General features: G+C 35.6%; 17 protein-coding genes, 1 tRNA gene, 1 other RNA gene and 1 other annotated feature. Of the genes, 16 read left to right on the forward strand and 3 right to left on the reverse strand.

Features of this window, described 5'->3' with window-relative positions; translation table 11 throughout:
* Positions 1–353 precede the first annotated feature (353 nt).
* From Q0977_RS16575 to Q0977_RS16585, 3 genes are all read left to right on the forward strand, one after another.
* Positions 354–830 carry a glutathione peroxidase gene (locus tag Q0977_RS16575; protein WP_119416982.1) on the forward strand — a complete coding sequence of 159 codons (477 nt, stop codon included), beginning with the start codon at positions 354–356 and terminating at the stop codon, positions 828–830.
* Positions 831–932: 102 nt separating this feature from the next.
* Positions 933–2,399, forward strand: a complete 1,467-nt coding sequence (guaB, locus tag Q0977_RS16580) for an IMP dehydrogenase (protein ID WP_119416981.1) — start codon at positions 933–935, stop codon at positions 2,397–2,399.
* Between the two features lie 197 nt (positions 2,400–2,596).
* On the forward strand, positions 2,597–3,829 hold the full coding sequence (locus Q0977_RS16585) for a serine hydrolase (protein WP_299515946.1): 1,233 nt from the start codon (positions 2,597–2,599) through the stop codon (positions 3,827–3,829).
* A gap of 141 nt (positions 3,830–3,970) precedes the next feature.
* Here the strand turns inward: Q0977_RS16585 and Q0977_RS16590 are convergent, their stop codons facing one another.
* The gene (locus Q0977_RS16590; RefSeq protein ID WP_299515936.1) at positions 3,971–5,386 is read right to left on the reverse strand and encodes a PLP-dependent aminotransferase family protein; all 1,416 of its coding nucleotides are present in this window, start codon (positions 5,384–5,386) and stop codon (positions 3,971–3,973) included.
* Between the two features lie 104 nt (positions 5,387–5,490).
* Between Q0977_RS16590 and pdxS the strand changes: the two genes are divergently transcribed.
* From pdxS to serS, 3 genes are all read left to right on the forward strand, one after another.
* The gene (gene pdxS / locus Q0977_RS16595) at positions 5,491–6,378 is read left to right on the forward strand and encodes a pyridoxal 5'-phosphate synthase lyase subunit PdxS (protein ID WP_206426831.1); all 888 of its coding nucleotides are present in this window, start codon (positions 5,491–5,493) and stop codon (positions 6,376–6,378) included.
* Position 6,379: 1 nt separating this feature from the next.
* Complete coding sequence (gene pdxT, locus Q0977_RS16600) at positions 6,380–6,988, forward strand: pyridoxal 5'-phosphate synthase glutaminase subunit PdxT (RefSeq protein ID WP_119416979.1); 609 nt, start codon at positions 6,380–6,382, stop codon at positions 6,986–6,988.
* An 18-nt stretch (positions 6,989–7,006) separates the two neighbouring features.
* Positions 7,007–7,223, forward strand: a binding site (T-box leader).
* Positions 7,224–7,298: 75 nt separating this feature from the next.
* Positions 7,299–8,585 (forward strand): serine--tRNA ligase, encoded by a 1,287-nt coding sequence (serS, locus tag Q0977_RS16605; protein ID WP_119416978.1) that lies wholly within the window; start codon positions 7,299–7,301, stop codon positions 8,583–8,585.
* Between the two features lie 60 nt (positions 8,586–8,645).
* On the opposite strand, the gene tadA is transcribed toward serS, so the two are convergent.
* A complete protein-coding gene (gene tadA / locus Q0977_RS16610) occupies positions 8,646–9,143 on the reverse strand; it encodes a tRNA adenosine(34) deaminase TadA (RefSeq protein ID WP_199670777.1) in 498 nt (165 codons plus the stop codon).
* Between the two features lie 89 nt (positions 9,144–9,232).
* On the opposite strand from tadA, the gene Q0977_RS16615 reads away from it, so the two are divergent.
* The 4 genes from Q0977_RS16615 to Q0977_RS16630 all read left to right on the forward strand — a co-directional run bounded on the left by Q0977_RS16615 (position 9,233) and on the right by Q0977_RS16630 (position 12,757).
* Positions 9,233–10,378, forward strand: a complete 1,146-nt coding sequence (locus Q0977_RS16615; RefSeq protein ID WP_119416976.1) for a glycosyl hydrolase family 18 protein — start codon at positions 9,233–9,235, stop codon at positions 10,376–10,378.
* 280 nt (positions 10,379–10,658) lie between these two features.
* A complete protein-coding gene (locus Q0977_RS16620) occupies positions 10,659–11,297 on the forward strand; it encodes a deoxynucleoside kinase (RefSeq protein WP_119416975.1) in 639 nt (212 codons plus the stop codon).
* Positions 11,294–11,965, forward strand: a complete 672-nt coding sequence (locus Q0977_RS16625; RefSeq protein WP_119416974.1) for a deoxynucleoside kinase — start codon at positions 11,294–11,296, stop codon at positions 11,963–11,965. Before Q0977_RS16620 ends, Q0977_RS16625 begins: the two co-directional genes overlap by 4 nt.
* A 249-nt stretch (positions 11,966–12,214) precedes the next feature.
* A complete protein-coding gene (locus Q0977_RS16630) occupies positions 12,215–12,757 on the forward strand; it encodes a TIGR00730 family Rossman fold protein (protein WP_199670776.1) in 543 nt (180 codons plus the stop codon).
* A gap of 225 nt (positions 12,758–12,982) precedes the next feature.
* Here Q0977_RS16630 and Q0977_RS16635 read toward each other — a convergent pair.
* Positions 12,983–13,075, reverse strand: a tRNA-Ser gene (locus tag Q0977_RS16635).
* Positions 13,076–13,324: 249 nt separating this feature from the next.
* On the opposite strand from Q0977_RS16635, the gene ffs reads away from it, so the two are divergent.
* The 6 genes from ffs to Q0977_RS18315 all read left to right on the forward strand — a co-directional run bounded on the left by ffs (position 13,325) and on the right by Q0977_RS18315 (position 17,013).
* Positions 13,325–13,590, forward strand: an RNA gene (gene ffs, locus Q0977_RS16640) — signal recognition particle sRNA large type.
* Between the two features lie 145 nt (positions 13,591–13,735).
* Positions 13,736–15,487: a DNA polymerase III subunit gamma/tau gene (dnaX, locus tag Q0977_RS16645; RefSeq protein ID WP_299515941.1), complete on the forward strand. Its 1,752-nt coding sequence runs from the start codon at positions 13,736–13,738 to the stop codon at positions 15,485–15,487.
* 24 nt (positions 15,488–15,511) lie between these two features.
* Positions 15,512–15,829, forward strand: a complete 318-nt coding sequence (locus Q0977_RS16650; protein ID WP_299515943.1) for a YbaB/EbfC family nucleoid-associated protein — start codon at positions 15,512–15,514, stop codon at positions 15,827–15,829.
* Between the two features lie 11 nt (positions 15,830–15,840).
* The gene (gene recR, locus Q0977_RS16655) at positions 15,841–16,437 is read left to right on the forward strand and encodes a recombination mediator RecR (protein ID WP_299515944.1); all 597 of its coding nucleotides are present in this window, start codon (positions 15,841–15,843) and stop codon (positions 16,435–16,437) included.
* An 18-nt stretch (positions 16,438–16,455) separates the two neighbouring features.
* Positions 16,456–16,668: a YaaL family protein gene (locus tag Q0977_RS16660; protein ID WP_119416970.1), complete on the forward strand. Its 213-nt coding sequence runs from the start codon at positions 16,456–16,458 to the stop codon at positions 16,666–16,668.
* Between the two features lie 66 nt (positions 16,669–16,734).
* Positions 16,735–17,013, forward strand: a complete 279-nt coding sequence (locus Q0977_RS18315; protein ID WP_367269489.1) for a pro-sigmaK processing inhibitor BofA family protein — start codon at positions 16,735–16,737, stop codon at positions 17,011–17,013.
* Positions 17,014–17,313: the final 300 nt, after the last annotated feature.

Consider the following 17,313-nt stretch of genomic DNA (forward strand, 5'->3'; position numbering starts at 1 on the left):
TGGGGGCTGTCCCCCTGCGAGAGTAGGACGTTGCTAGGCACACTAAAAGCGCAACTGTTTATTCAGTTGCGCTTTTTTTATACAAAATATTACTTGAATATTATTTACAAATAAACTTTTAAAAAAGATGATGAAATTTTCTTTATGTGTTGTAGAGAAAATATTAAAAGAATACTCTTATAATAAGAGCTTTGTGTTACTAAAATACAAGATATTTAATATTTCACTTTCAACTAGAGGACTTGCACTCTATTTTTATAAGTATCTTCTTCTTACTTAAGGAAAAATTCCAAAAGTATATGTATTAAAACAAAGCCAAAAGGATAGGACGAATATTAGAAGGAGGAAAGAGAATGACAAGTGTCTACGATTTTATTGTTGAGAAAACGAATGGAGAGAAACAGGATTTACAACAGTTCAAAGGAAATCCAATGTTAATTGTTAATACGGCAAGTAAATGTGGCTTTACACCACAATTTAAAGAATTACAAGATCTCTACGAAAAGTATCAAGATAAAGGATTTACTATTCTAGGATTCCCGTGTAGTCAGTTTAATAATCAAGAGTTTGCTAATATAGACGAAACGTTAGCATACTGCCAGTTGAATTATAACGTTGAATTTCCAATGTTTGCTAAGATAGATGTAAAGGGTGAAAATGCGTCACCTTTGTTTAAGTTTCTTGTCTCACAAAAGAAAGGATTGCTAACAGAAGGGATAAAATGGAATTTCACAAAGTTCCTAATTGATGGGAATGGAAACGTAGTGGCTAGATATGCTCCACAAACATCACCTTCTAAAATAGAAAATGACATTAAATCTTTATTGTGAGAAAAATCTAAATAATCTTACTTATCTTAGATTCCTTGACAAGTAAACGCATACGTTGTTAACCTTACAATTAATATATTTTTTATAGGAGGAGTTTAAGAAATGTGGGAAACGAAATTTGCCAAAGAGGGTTTAACATTTGATGATGTACTACTTGTGCCAGCACATTCTGAAGTATTACCTAAGGAAGTAGATTTATCAGTTAATTTAACATCAAAGATTAAATTGAATATCCCTATTATCAGTGCAGGGATGGATACAGTAACTGAAGCAACAATGGCAATCGCAATGGCTCGTCAAGGCGGCTTAGGTATCATTCATAAAAACATGAGTATTGAAGAACAAGCTGAACAAGTTGAAAAAGTTAAACGATCTGAAAATGGTGTAATTACAAATCCGTTTTTCTTAACACCTTCTCATCAAGTATTTGACGCAGAACATTTAATGGGGAAATACCGCATTTCAGGTGTTCCAATTGTAAACAATATGGAAGATCGCAAATTAGTAGGCATCATTACAAATCGCGATTTACGATTTGTTCAAGACTACTCTATTAAAATTGATGAAGTGATGACAAAAGAGGATTTAATCACAGCTCCTGTTGGTACTACATTAGATGAAGCTGAAAAAATGCTACAACAATACAAGATAGAAAAGTTACCTATTGTTGACGAAGATGGTGTTTTAACCGGATTAATCACTATTAAGGATATTGAGAAAGTAATGGAATATCCAAATGCTGCAAAAGATCAACATGGTCGTTTACTTGTTGGCGCAGCTGTAGGTGTAACAAAAGATTCTTTAATCCGTATTCAAAAATTAGTTGAGGCACAAGTTGATGTAATTGTTATTGATACAGCGCACGGTCACTCACAAGGCGTTCTTGATCAAGTGAAAAATATCCGCGCTGCATACCCTGACTTAGTCATTATTGCAGGTAATGTGGCAACAGCAGAAGCTACTAAAGCTCTATATGAAGCTGGAGCAGATGTTGTCAAAGTTGGTATTGGACCTGGTTCTATTTGTACTACTCGTGTTGTTGCTGGTGTAGGAGTACCACAAATTACAGCTATATATGATTGTGCTACAGAGGCACGTCGTCAAGGTAAAACTATAATAGCTGATGGTGGTATAAAATATTCTGGTGATATTGTTAAAGCTCTAGCTGCTGGTGGACATGCTGTTATGTTAGGTAGCTTACTAGCAGGAACATCTGAAGCGCCAGGGGAAACTGAGATTTTCCAAGGACGTCAATTCAAAGTTTACCGAGGAATGGGTTCTGTTGCTGCAATGGAAAATGGTTCTAAGGATCGTTATTTCCAAGAGAATGCGAAAAAACTTGTTCCTGAAGGTATTGAAGGTAGACTTCCATTTAAAGGACCATTGTCTGATACTATCTATCAATTACTTGGTGGTATTCGTTCAGGAATGGGTTATTGTGGAACAAAAGATCTTCATGATTTACGCGAAAAAGCACAATTTGTTCGTATGACAGGTGCTGGTTTAAGAGAAAGTCATCCACATGATGTACAAATTACGAAAGAAGCACCAAACTATTCATTAGCTTAAATTTGTATCTTTAGCACTCTTTTCGTAACTATTTATGTTGCGGAAAGGGTGTTTTTAATATCTAATGGTTGAAACACTATATTCTGTGTTAAAATGAGCGAGATAAATCTATACATAATTGGAGGTAAGAATAGGTGAAGACATCTAGAAAAAGCAAAACAATTAGTATAATGATAGCTATTGCTCTTTTGTTTAGCATGGTATCGTTACTACCCGGAGGAAATACAGCAAGCGCTACTGATAATCTAGGGTTAAATGTTAAAGGTGCAATTTTAATCGACGCTGATTCTGGTAAGATTTTGTATGAAAAAAATGCTAACGAGGCACTTGGAATTGCTAGTATGTCAAAGATGTTGACAGAGTATATTCTATTAGATGCTATAAATGATGGTAAAGTGAAGTGGGACCAAAAATATAAAGTCTCAGATTATGCTTACAAAATCTCTCAAGATCGCGCATTAAGTAATGTTCCATTACGTGCTGATGGCGAATATACCATTAAAGAATTATATGAAGCAATGGCTATTTATTCTGCTAATGCTGCTACTATTGCAATAGCCGAAACTATTGCTGGATCTGAAACTGAATTTTTAACATTAATGAATAAAAAAGCTAAGGAAATTGGTTTAAAGGGTTATCACTTTGTAAATGCTACAGGCCTTAACAATGCACAATTACAAGGTATGCAACCAAAGGGTACATCAGCTAGTGATGAAAATAAAATGCCAGCAAAATCAGTTGCTCGTCTTGCATATCATTTATTAAAAGATCATCCAGAGGTTTTAAAAACTTCAAGCATTCCTAGAAAAACATTCCGTGAAGGAACAGATGATGCGATTAAAATGGATAACTGGAACTTTATGTTGCCAGGTCTTGTATCTGAGTATGAAGGCGTAGATGGACTTAAAACAGGTACTACGGATTATGCTGGACAATGTTTCACAGGTACTGCAAAACGCAATGGTACACGTCTAATTGCGGTTGTAATGCATGCAGAAGGTGCAGCACATATAGCTCGTTTTAAAGCAGCTCGTCAACTATTTGATTATGGCTTTGGCCAATTTACAACTGAAGAAATCGTGCCAGCTGGCTATACATTTAAAAAACAAAGATCAATAGCAGTTAAAAATGGTAAAGAAAAAAATGTTAAGATAGCTACAAAAGATTCAATTTCCATGATGGTTAAAACAAGCGAAGTAGATGATTATCAAGCTAAACTTGTGCTAGATAAAGAGTCATTGAATGCTCCGGCGAAAAAAGGAACTGTTGTTGGACACGTTCAAATTGACAAAAAATCTGGTAAAGATTATGGATTTATAGATGGCTCAGTGAGCGGTGCAGATGTAGTGACTGCTGTTACTGCCGAAAAGGTAGGATGGTTCTCTCTTACACTTAAAAAAATTGGCGCATTCTTCTCAGGATTATTTTAAATAATATAAACAAAAGGGACTGGTTTTACAACCGGTCCCTTTTGTTTATATTATAAATGATAAAGTAAGATTCTATTTTAGTTAGGAAATTTAATGAATATCAAGCGCTCTTAGTCTAAGATTGGTTTTTGTAGTCTTAATTTAATCTGCAGTGCGTCTAATTCTCCAACAATCCATTAATTTTTGAATGGTATTTGTAATTTCAGCCTCTTCTATTCCTCCGAACCCTAGTAAAAATTGGTCTTCTCGATTTTGAGCTGTAGGTGCAATCATGTACTCTTTGATAGGTATAATCCTTATTCCTTGTTGTAGTGCAATGTTGCTCAAGTCCGTAGCACTCATCTCTTTCCTTACAGTTAATACAACATGCATACCGGCTTGCTCACCGGAAATAGAAACTGTTGGGGCATATGGATCTAGAGCTTGTGTGAGTTTTTCTAATTTTTTTCTGTAAATTTTACGCATACGATTCAAGTGTTTTGAAAAATAGCCATCCTTCATAAATTGGGTTAGCATATGTTGTTCAAAACGAGGAACGGTAGATGTATAGTATGTGAATATATCATGGTATCGAGTTAGTAATTTTTCGGGTAATACAAAGTATGCAATACGTAAAGATGGCATAAGTGATTTTGAAAAAGTACTAATATATATAACTTTTCCTCGATGATCCATTCCTTGTAAAGAGGCAATTGGCTTTCCTATATAACGGAATTCGCTATCATAGTCATCCTCTATAATATATCGTTCTTCCTCTTGTGCAGCCCAATTTAAAAGTTGAGCTCTTCGCGATGCAGAAAGAACTGCTCCTGTAGGAAACTGATGAGATGGGGTAACATAAGCAACTTTAGCACTTGATCCTTCTAATTGTTGTATTTGCATGCCATCTTCATCTACGTCGATTGGAATTACACTTTGATTGTATTGAGAAAAAATATGATGTGTTAAGGCATAACCTGGATTTTCAATTGCATATAGATTATCCTCTCCTAATAGTTTCATAATCATTGGCAAGAGCTGTTCGGTACCGGAACCTATAACGATCTGTTCTGGTGAGCATAAAACACCCCTTGATTGATATAAATAACTTGCAATTTGTTCGCGTAATTCTTGTTCACCTTGAGGGGAACCTATTAGTAACAAATCTTGTTTATGGTCATCAATAGCATCTTTTGCATACTTACGCCATGTAGTAAAAGGAAAAGAAGATGTATCAATTTTCCCCGGGTTAAAGTCAATTAGGATTTTGTGCTTTTTAGTAGTTTTAATCATTTGTTGAGAAGTTGTCTTTTCTACGTAAGCTAATTCTTCGATTGCTTCAACGAAAAAACCAACCCGTGATTTAGAAGTAATATATCCTTCTGCTATTAATTGTGCATATGCTAGTTCTACAGTTGTTTGGCTAATTGATAAAAATTCTGAGAGCTTTCTTTTAGATGGGAGCTTGGTTTGAACAGCGATTGTCCCTTCGATAATTCCTTTCTTTATTTCCTCGTACAGTTGTTCATAAAGCGGTGTTGCGGAATCCTTTTCTAATTGAATCATTAACATATCCATCATATCACCCCTAACTGACCATTTTAAAAATCGAATAACTGAATCTTTTGTTATGGTCAATTTTCAATATACTAATAGCATACTAGTTTTTGGGAGGGAATGGAATGGTTATTCAAACAGGTACTGAACGAGTAAAAAGGGGAATGGCAGAGATGCAAAAGGGTGGCGTTATCATGGACGTTATTAATGCAGAGCAGGCTAAAATTGCAGAGGCTGCAGGCGCAGTAGCAGTCATGGCATTAGAACGTGTCCCATCTGATATCCGCTCTGCCGGTGGAGTAGCACGAATGGCAGATCCTCGTATAGTTGAGGAGGTAATGGATGCTGTATCAATTCCAGTGATGGCAAAAGTACGCATTGGACATAAAGTAGAGGCACGTGTGCTTGAATCAATGGGCGTCGATTATATAGATGAGAGTGAAGTGTTAACACCAGCAGATGAAGAATTTCATTTATTAAAAAGTGAATATACTGTACCGTTTGTTTGTGGTTGCCGCGATTTAGGGGAGGCTGCACGTCGTATAGGTGAGGGGGCATCTATGTTACGAACAAAAGGAGAACCTGGAACTGGCAATATTGTTGAAGCTGTCCGACATATTCGAAAAGTCCATGCACAGGTTCGTAAGGTGGCGAACATGGCAAAAGATGAGTTAATGACCGAGGCAAAAATGTTAGGAGCACCTTTTGAAGTTTTACTTGAAATAAATCGTTTAGGACGTTTACCGGTGGTAAATTTTGCTGCGGGTGGTATAGCGACTCCTGCAGATGCTGCATTAATGATGGAGTTAGGTGCAGATGGGGTATTTGTTGGTTCGGGGATTTTTAAATCTGAAAATCCAGAGAAGTTTGCTCGTGCAATTGTAGAAGCTACAACAAATTATCAAGATTATAAGTTAATCGCTGAAGTATCAAAGGACCTTGGTATACCAATGAAAGGAATGGATATATCAAAACTTTCACAACAAGATCGTATGCAGGAGCGAGGATGGTAATATGGTTAAAATCGGAGTATTGGCTTTACAAGGAGCTGTACGAGAACATTTTAACGCAATTGAAGCAGTTGGTGCGACAGCTATAGAGGTGAAACATCAAGAGGAATTACAGGATATAGATGGTCTTGTAATACCAGGTGGGGAAAGTACAGCTATGAGAAAGCTCATTGATTATGATGACTTAATGCCCGCATTACAGCGTTTCTCTTTATCTGGTAAGCCGATGTTTGGTACATGTGCGGGTTTAATCCTCCTTGCTAATAAAATTATAGATGAGAATAAGACACATATAGGTGCAATGAATGTAGAAGTTAAGCGGAATTCATTTGGACGTCAAATAAATAGTTTTGAAGCATTGTTAGATTTAAAAGGAATAGGTAATGGTTTTCCTGCTATCTTTATTCGTGCGCCTCATATTGTTCGAGTCGGTGCAAATGTAGAAATTTTGGGTGAATATGAAGGGCGAATAGTACTCGCACGTGATGGTCAATATCTCGGATGCTCTTTTCATCCGGAATTAGCAGAAGATACGCGTATAATAGAATATTTTGTTCATATGGTGGAGGAAAGTAAGCGTTCAATACTTGCGCAACTTAAGAATGTATTGTAAAGTATGGGTAACTTAAAATTTATCACGATGATAGGAAGTAGTAACAAGTATGTTTTTTTTAGAGAGTCGACGGTTGGTGGAAGTCGATAAAGGCACTTGTGAATCCGTCCTGGAGTTGCTCAGTTGAACTTTTAGTAAGCTGTAGCCGGTTCTAAGCCGTTATGAAACAAGAGGAGTAGACATGACAATGTCTATTCAATTAGGGTGGCAACGCGGGTATGCTCTCGTCCCTTTCAGGGGATGAGGGCTTTTTTGTTTTTATTTTTTAAACTACTTCTCTAAAATCGAATATACAACTGGAGGAATAAATATGTTAGACATTAAACGTGTCCGCGCAAACTATGCGGAAATCAAAGAAAAATTAGCCCATCGTAATGAAGACCTTGGTACAATTGATCACTTTGAAGAATGGGATCAACAACGCCGTGATTTAATTGCAAAAACAGAGGTTTTAAAAGCAGAACGTAATAAAGCTTCTGAAGCAATTGCGCAAAAGAAACGTAACAAAGAAAATGCAGATGCAGATATTGCTCGTATGCGTGAAGTTGGGGAAGAAATAAAAAAATTAGATGAAGAATTGAACGAAGTTGAAGCTAAGTTTAATGATATGATGATGCGCCTTCCAAATATCCCACATGAAAGTGTACCTGTTGGTGATTCTGAAGATGATAACGAAGAAGTATATAAATGGGGAGAAGTACCAACATTTGATTTTGAAATTAAAGCACATTGGGATCTTGGACCAGAACTTGGAATTATAGATTTTGATCGTGCAGGTAAAGTAACAGGTAGTCGCTTTACGTTTTATAGAGGTTTAGGTGCTCGTCTTGAACGTGCTCTTTGGAACTTTATGATGGACTTACATGCTGACAAACATGGTTATGAAGAAATGCTACCTCCATACATGGCAAACCGTGCAAGTTTAACTGGTACAGGTCAACTTCCAAAATTTGAGGAAGATGCATTTTTAGTTGAAAAACCGGATTATTTCTTAATTCCAACTGCTGAAGTACCTGTAACAAACTATTATCGTGATGAAATTCTTGATGGTGCAAAACTTCCTCAAGCATTTACTGCTTTTAGTGCTTGTTTCCGTTCTGAAGCAGGTTCTGCTGGACGTGATACACGTGGTTTAATCCGTCAACACCAATTCAATAAAGTGGAACTTGTTCGTTTTGTAAAACCAGAAGATTCTTATGACGAATTAGAAAAACTTACTGGTCATGCAGAGGAAGTTCTTCAATTGTTAGGTTTGCCATACCGTAAACTTAAAATGTGTACAGCTGATCTTGGATTTACAGCAGCTAAAAAATATGACTTAGAAGTTTGGATACCAGCACAAAACATGTATCGTGAAATTTCTTCTTGCTCAAACTTTGAAGACTTCCAAGCTCGTCGTGCAAATATCCGCTTCCGTCGCGAACCAGGTGCAAAACCTGAGTATGTCCACACTTTAAACGGATCAGGTCTTGCCATCGGTCGTACTGTAGCAGCTATTTTGGAAAACTATCAACAAGCTGATGGAAGTGTAAAAATACCAGAAGTACTTGTACCATATATGGGTGGAATAGAAGTAATTCCAGCACTATCTAAATAATAGTAAATAGGCTGCCTAAAATGATTTATTCATTTTGGGTGGCCTTTTTTATATGTTTTTTTAATTTCCTTCTGTTTGTTTACGGAGTCTTTTCTCTTCTTTTTTTCGTATACGTAAAGCTTTAAAAAAATTTGTTAGCATCGCACTGCACTCTTCAGCCATGACTCCTTCTGTTACTTCACACTCATGATTGAAACGACTGTCGTTTAAAAGATGGTAGAGCGAGTCGACACAGCCAGCTTTTAAATCACGAGCTCCATATACGACGCGTGGTATTCGAGATTGTAAAATAGCACCCGAACACATTGGACAAGGCTCTAATGTAACGTATAGCGTTGTTTCTTCTAAACGCCAACTTCCTATAACATCACAGGCATGTTGAATAGCCATTAGTTCAGCATGTGTTACAGCATTTTGAGAATTTTCCCTTAAATTATGTGCACGTGCAATTATTTCATCTCGATAGACAATAATTGCACCAATTGGAACTTCCCCTAGTTCAGCTGCTTGCTGTGCCTCTTCAAGTGCAATTTGCATAAATTGATGATCTTTGTTCATTTTCACACTCTCCTTGCCAAATAGTTTAGCATGATTTTCAAGTTAGTGGCATATGATTAGTCATCATGTATATATAGAGGGGGATTTCTTTGATATACGTTGTAAAACAGGGAGATAGTTTATATAAAATTGCAAGGGATTATAATACAACAGTTGCAACAATAGTTGCATTGAATGAATTATCGAATCCAGATGTACTGGTAGTCGGACAAACGCTCGTTTTACCTGAAACGCCAAATCCAAATCGTAAAGCAATTGCTACAAATGCATATGTAGAGTGGTATACGAATGAGGTACCAGCACGACTCTCACAGGAATTAAGTAAAAGAGGTCCATTACTTACTTATATGATGCCATTTGCATATGAAGTAAAGAGGGATGGTACATTGACTTCTCTCAATTGGGGAGATTTAGAAGAAGTTGCAGCAGCCAATAGAACAGCTTCTGCAGTTGTACTCACTAATATAGAAAATGGTGCATTTAGCGATACATTAGCGCATGAAATTTTTATGGATACCAATTTGCAAGATTTAATCATTGGAGCAGCGATAAAGGAGGCAAAACAACATAATGCAAAAGACATTCATGTAGATTTTGAATACTTACCTCCAGAAGATAAGGAAAAATATGTAGATTTTCTAAAAAGGTTAGCTTCAAAAGCTCATCCTGAAGGATTAACAATTTCAGCAGCACTAGCCCCTAAAACTAGTGCTAATCAGCCTGGAAAATGGTATGAGGGGCACGATTATAAAGCAATTGGAGAAGTAGTAGATTTTGTTGTCATAATGACGTATGAATGGGGATATAGCGGTGGACCACCAATGGCTGTATCACCTATTACCCCAGTAACACAAGTTCTTGAATATGCAGTAAAGGATATTCCAGCTAATAAAATTATGATGGGGCAGAATTTATACGGTTATGATTGGAAGTTGCCATATAAGGTAGGTAACCCTAATGCTGTTGCTGTTAGTGCACAGTATGCCATTGATCTTGCAAGGCAAAACAATGCGGCGATTTCATACGATGAAGTTGCACAAGCACCATTTTTTCACTATTGGAAAGATGGAGTGGAACATGTCGTTTGGTTTGAAGATGCTAGATCTATAGAGGCAAAGTTCAAATTATTGCAGAGATTAGGATTAAAGGGTATTGCTTATTGGCATCTCGGTTTTTCTTTTCCACAAAATTGGGCGCTCTTACAACAAATGTTTCATGTGGAACATATCGTATAATTGTGAATTAAGAGACTTGACGATTATCGTCAGGTCTCTTCTTTTTTATGGGAGATAATATTGTAGTAAAGTGTTTTAGAATTGAATGCTCGATTCAATTCTAATTAATCCTTTATTTATACTACTTGGCATAGAAGGAACATAGTGTATATTAGATTCTAGTAATAATTATTTAATTATAGAACGTCTTTATGATAAACTGTTTTCCTACTGTCCAACATTTTTCTACTGTGTTAGAATTATAGACATTGACTAAAAAGTAAACAAAGGGGGATTTCTAATGCCTGTGCCGTTTATCACGGTAGAAGGGCCTATTGGTGTTGGAAAGACGTCACTTTCTAAAATAATTTCCGAGACATTTAATTTTCATTTATTAAAGGAAATTGTAGATGAAAACCCATTTTTAGATAAATTCTATGAAGATATTGATGAATGGAGTTTTCAAACGGAAATGTTCTTTTTGTGTAATCGATATAAGCAATTAAATGATATTAAAGAATATATTTTAGCTAATGACCAACCAGTAGTGGCTGATTACCATATTTTTAAAAACCTGATTTTTGCAAAACGTACATTACCATCATTAGAATTTTATAAATATGAGAAAATTTATCGAATTTTAACAGAAGATATGATTAAACCGAATGTAGTAATCTATCTTTATGCAAGTGTAGATACATTGATGAAACGTATTGCAATGAGAGGTCGAGAATTCGAGAAAATGATCTCTAGAGAATATATGGAACAATTAGTAGCGGACTATCATGAATTTATAAGTGCTTTTGAACAAGAACATCCAGATATCCTTGTCATTCATTTTAATGGGGATGATATGGATTTTGTACACAATGATACAGATCTACAAAAAATATTAAATACAGTAGAGGAAACGTTAGAAAAAAGGAGCTTTAAGGCATGAATTTAAGAGAAAAATACGGTATTCCATCAAATGCCGTTATTACAATAGCAGGAACAGTAGGTGTGGGAAAATCTACGATGACAAATGCATTAGCGAAAGCATTAAACTTTCGTACTTCTTTTGAAAAAGTAGACACAAATCCATACTTAGATAAATTTTATGATGATTTTAGTAAATGGAGTTTCCATTTACAAATTTATTTCCTTGCTGAACGCTTTAAAGAACAAAAACGTATATTTGAGTATGGCGGAGGCTTTATCCAAGATCGTTCGATTTATGAAGATACAGGCATTTTCGCAAAAATGCACTTTGATAAAGGGACGATGAGCCCGACTGATTATGAAACATATACAAATTTATTTGATGCAATGGTAATGACACCATATTTCCCACACCCTGACTTACTAATATATCTTGAAGGCCCGATTGATGATATTATTGGTCGTATCGTAGAACGTGGACGTCCGATGGAACAACAAACAGATAAAGAATACTGGTATGAAATGCACAATCGCTATGAAAATTGGATTGATAATTTTAATGCTTGCCCAGTACTTCGTTTAGATATTAATGATTATGATTTAATGAAAAATCCAGATACAATCGAAATTATTTTAGAACGAATTGGTCATTTTATGGAACAAACATCTCATCTACGTAGAAGATAATAAATTTAGAACTGTTTTGGAAGCTATTAGAAGTAACTTCCCAAACAGTTTTTTTATATCAGTAAAAAGACATTGGCAGCATACGTGATTAGGATATTACATCTATTAACTAAACAGTTTTAAGAAATTAAGTAGAAATCATAAAGGCAACAGCATGTAACAATTCATTTTATAGTTTCTTATTTGGTCCAATATATGATATAAGTAGTCATATAAAATTTAGAATAATAACGGATGATGGGGGATAGTATGCGTGTTGCTATTTATTGCGGTTCAAAAACAGGAAATAACCCAATTTATGCAGAAAAGGCAAAAGAATTAGGTGCATTTTTGGCAAAAAATGATTTGGATATTGTTTATGGCGGTTCTAACCAAGGTCTTATGGGAATAGTTGCAAATGCAGTACTTGAAAACAACGGTAAAGTTATAGGGGTTATGCCGAATTTTTTGCAATGGAAAGAAGTTACTCATGGGCAAATAACAGAACTACATTATGTAAGTACAATGCATGAACGTAAGTGTAAAATGCTTGAATTAGCTGACCTATTAATTGCTTTACCGGGTGGAGCAGGGACTATGGACGAGTTTTTTGATGTGGTGACATTATCACAAATTGGTCAGCACCAAAAAATGGTATGTCTATATAATATAAATGAGTATTATCGACTTTTAAAATTACAGCTTGAATATATGGTGAATGAGGGTTTTATGTTACAGGAACAATATGAAAGTATATTCATTGTTCAAAATCCAGAAGAATTGCTGAAGATTATTCGGAGAAATAATAAATGAACCTTCATATATTTTAAAGATCGCCATTTTTCTTATAACCTGAAGTCTATTCTTTCTAACTAGTTGGAGGTTACAGCTGGGGCATATTTACAGCTAATAGAGGTCAAAATAAAAAAACAAACTATATAGTTTGTTTGAAATTTTCAGATTAAATTACAAAAAGAAAAATTCGTTACAATATGCAACGAATACAATCTCAATATGCGCGTGTTTTTATAAAAATAATGGAGGAGGAAGAGGGATTCGAACCCCCGCGCGGTTTGACCCGCCTGTCGGTTTTCAAGACCGATCCCTTCAGCCAGACTTGGGTATTCCTCCAAATTGTTTTGTTGTCTTACTGACAAAATATACTTTATCATTATTTATTTTGTTAGTCAACAGTTTTAAAAAATTTTTTAATCTAAATTAGGCCTTTATATTTTTCTATGAATGACCGAAAGAACTTTCGGTTAATTAAGGTTTGAAAAAACGTTATTAATGGATACACTTCTTTTTATAATAGTTCATTTTAATGAAATCACGTATTTTAGTTGATTTTTTTAGTAGAAGTTCGTATACTAATAGATGCCGTGCTAGGTGGGAAGGTAGCGGTGTCCTGTAACTCGCAATCCGCTTTAGCGAGACTGAATTCCTTTTTGAGGCTGTCCGTATGTTTGGTCTGCCTCTTGCACGTAGCGTTGACGATTGGGTCCTGCGCAATGAGTCCCCATGAACCATGTCAGGTCCGGAAGGAAGCAGCATTAAGTGGTCTCACTCATGTGCCGCGGGGTAGCCTAATCTGAGCTAACGACAAGAGTAACGCTTATGTACGGCTGTCGAGGAAAGGTGCACGGCATTGACTGTGTAAATTCCAAACTCACTTGCCTTTTAGGTAAGTGAGTTTTTTCTTTTTTATACATATACAAATAAAGGCTAATCATCCGAGCTTATGCTATAATATTTGTATTAAACTGTTATGGCAGAAAGGAGAGAATAACGTTGGCATATCAAGCTTTTTATCGAGTTTATCGCCCGCAATCATTTAGAGAAATGTCAGGGCAGTCTCATGTAAAACGAACACTTCAAAATGCTCTCCTAGCCGACAAAACAACTCATGCGTACCTATTTTCTGGCCCACGTGGTACAGGGAAGACAAGTACTGCGAAAATTTTTGCAAAAGCTTTAAATTGTGAACATGCACCAACTGATGAACCGTGTAATGAATGTGCTACATGTAAAAGCATTACAAATGGGTCCCATCCAGATGTTATTGAATTTGATGCAGCCTCTAATTCAAAAGTTGAAGAGATGCGTGAAATAATAGAAAAGGTTCGATTTGCTCCGGCAAGTGCACGTTATAAGGTTTATATTATTGATGAAGTTCATATGCTTTCAACAAGCGCGTTTAATGCATTACTGAAAACGTTAGAGGAACCTCCAGCCCATGTTGTTTTCATATTAGCAACAACTGAGCCTCATAAAATACCTGCTACAATCATTTCAAGATGTCAAAGATTTGATTTTAAAAGGCTATCGTCTAACGATATATTAGAACGTATGAAGATTGTTCTAGAAGATATTGCATTACCGTATGATGAACAAGCATTGAAAGTCATCGCAAAATCAGCAGCCGGTGGTATGCGTGATGCCTTGAGTATGTTGGATCAGGTAGTGTCATTTAGTGGTGAATCGTTAACACTGGATGATGCACTTTTTGTAACTGGCTCTATTAGCCAGGATATATTTTATGAGCTGGCACAAAGTTTAGCTGATAAGGATGTAGCAAAAGTATTAGCTATGCTTGAACAGTTAATGGATGAAGGAAAAGATGCCGTTCGCCTTTCTGAAGATCTTATTACATTCTTTAGAGACTTGTTGTTAATTCAAACAGCACCTGATTTAGGTGATCTACTTGAATTGGCAACTACAGATGAGAAATTTAAATCGTTAGCTAATAATTTTTCGATGGATACATTGTATAGCTATATCGATATTCTTTCGAAAACACAGCAGGAGATGCGTCTATCTTTACATTCAAAAGTATATTTGGAAACAGCATTGTTGAAAATGTCTCAATCACAATCTGTGATACCTACAAATACAGGTACTTTTAGTGACGTGAGTATACCGGAAGTTGCTGAGTTACAATCAAAACTCACAGTTTTAGAAACATTGGTTCATCAAATGCAACAAGGCGATCATGTTGTTCAACAACAAGCACCCCCTAAACAAAGACAGCATGCGAAACTTACTAGTAAATTTAATGTTCCTGTTGGACGAATACAGGAAGTTTTGAAGGTAGCCACAAAACGCGATATTCAAACGGTTAAAAATGCTTGGGTAGACGTGCTTAATCAATTACCAAAATCACAGTCAGCTTTATTAGAAGATTCAGAACCGGTAGCGGCATCTGAAAGTGCTTTTGTGATAAAATTCAAGTATGAGATCCATTGCCAAATGGCCGCAGATAACAAAGAATTAGTTTCTAATTTTGTCCAATATATGGCCGGAGTTACTGGTAAAATATACGACATTGTATTTGTGCCGGAAAATAGTTGGCAAAAGATTAGAACTGATTTTATCCAACACCATAATATGGATAGAAAGAGTGAACATGAAGAAACAGTTGGCGAACAAACATCTGAGGTTGTACAATCTATTTTAGTTGAAGAACAACAATCCTCAGAAGATCCATTAGTTTCAGAAGCTGAAAAGTTATTTGGCAAAGATTTTGTGAAGATAGAAGAGTAAATTAATATTAGGAGGAATTTTAAAATGCGTGGAATGGGTAACATGAATAATATGATGAAACAGATGCAAAAAATGCAAAAGAAAATGATGCAAGCACAAGAGGAGCTTGCTGTACAAACATTTGAAGGTACTGCTAGTAATGGCCTTGTGAAAGTAGTAATGAATGGTCAAAAACAAGTACAAGAGGTTCTTATTAATCCAGATGTTGTAGATCCAGAAGATGTAGAATTATTACAAGACATGATCATAATTGCTACAAACGCTGCAATTTCTAAAGTAGATGAAACAACAAATGAAACAATGGGCCAATTCACTAAAGGAATGAACCTTCCTGGATTCTAGGAGGAATTAGGATGCATTATCCTGAACCAATATCCAAACTAATCGATAGTTTTATGAAATTGCCAGGTATCGGGCCGAAAACAGCGTCCCGACTGGCGTTTTTTGTGTTAACGATGCAAGAAGATACAGTGCTTAACTTTGCAAAAGCTCTAGTAGATGCAAAACGTAATTTAAGTTATTGCTCAGTTTGCGGCAATATTACAGATATAGATCCATGTCATATTTGTCAAGATCCACAACGTGATCGTTCAACGATTTGTGTTGTACAAGATACAAAAGATGTTATTGCGATGGAGAAAATGCGCGATTATCATGGCTTATATCACGTATTGCAAGGTGCCATATCCCCAATGGATGGTATCGGACCAGAAGATATTAATGTTCCATCTTTATTAAAAAGATTACAAAATGAAGAAGTTCAAGAATTGATATTAGCAACCAACCCCACAATCGAGGGTGAAGCTACTGCTATGTATATTTCTCGTCTTGTTAAGCCATCTGGAATTCGTACAACACGTATTGCGCATGGTTTACCTGTGGGTGGAGATTTAGAATATGCAGATGAGGTGACTTTATCAAAAGCGTTAGAAGGTAGACGCGAATTGTAGAATGGGGTGCATGAAGAAATGTTTTTTCGAAAACAAAAGCTACGTAAGGAATATGATGATAAGCTTGTTCAGCTAATGCGCCATACAAAAGAGGAATGGCAACGCACACAAAATATTGAGAATTTAATGGTTGATTATGATTTAAATATTATTGCTCAACGGAAAATTGCTGAAAGCAAGCATTTTTACTTATTTAAAGAAGCTCGCATCCGTAAAATTTTAATTAAATAACGAATGACAGATAGTATCCTTGTCATATATATCAGTTACAACATATATTAATGGAGTGTGATTAATATGGCCAAGCTTATAATTAGCTTGATAGGGATACTGTTTGTTTTTTATTGGATCATTAGTAAAACAAAGGGTGTGCGGAACATTCTAGAGCTATTTTCAAATGTCGCTTTCCGTATTACGCTGGCATTCTGCGTGTTATATGTACTTTCTTATGGAGCGGGTTATATAGGGTTATGGATTCCGGTGAACTTTGCCTCAATCCTTATTGTTGGAGTTTTAGGAATCCCGGGAGTAATACTAGTTGCATGTTTAGCGGGTTTTAATTATTTTTTTCTATAGGCTTGTAATAAATGTACTCATGTGATATATTAAATAGGTTGCTGATTTGATTGCAATATGTATTTTTTACTTTATTAATATAATATTTATATTGACATCAATTAGTTAATATGATATGATATTAAAGTCGTTAAGAGACAACAAGTTATATCTAGTATAACTTAATTGAATATAACTTTTAAAAAGTTGTTGACAATCAAACGTTATGATGATATAATAAATGAGTCGTTAAGATAACGACATGATATGAACCTTGAAAACTGAACAAGCAAGATGTTAATCAATAAACTTTGTTTTTAA

Origin of the sequence: uncultured Rummeliibacillus sp. (assembly GCF_934216135.1) — a bacterium.
Classification (GTDB): domain Bacteria; phylum Bacillota; class Bacilli; order Bacillales_A; family Planococcaceae; genus Rummeliibacillus.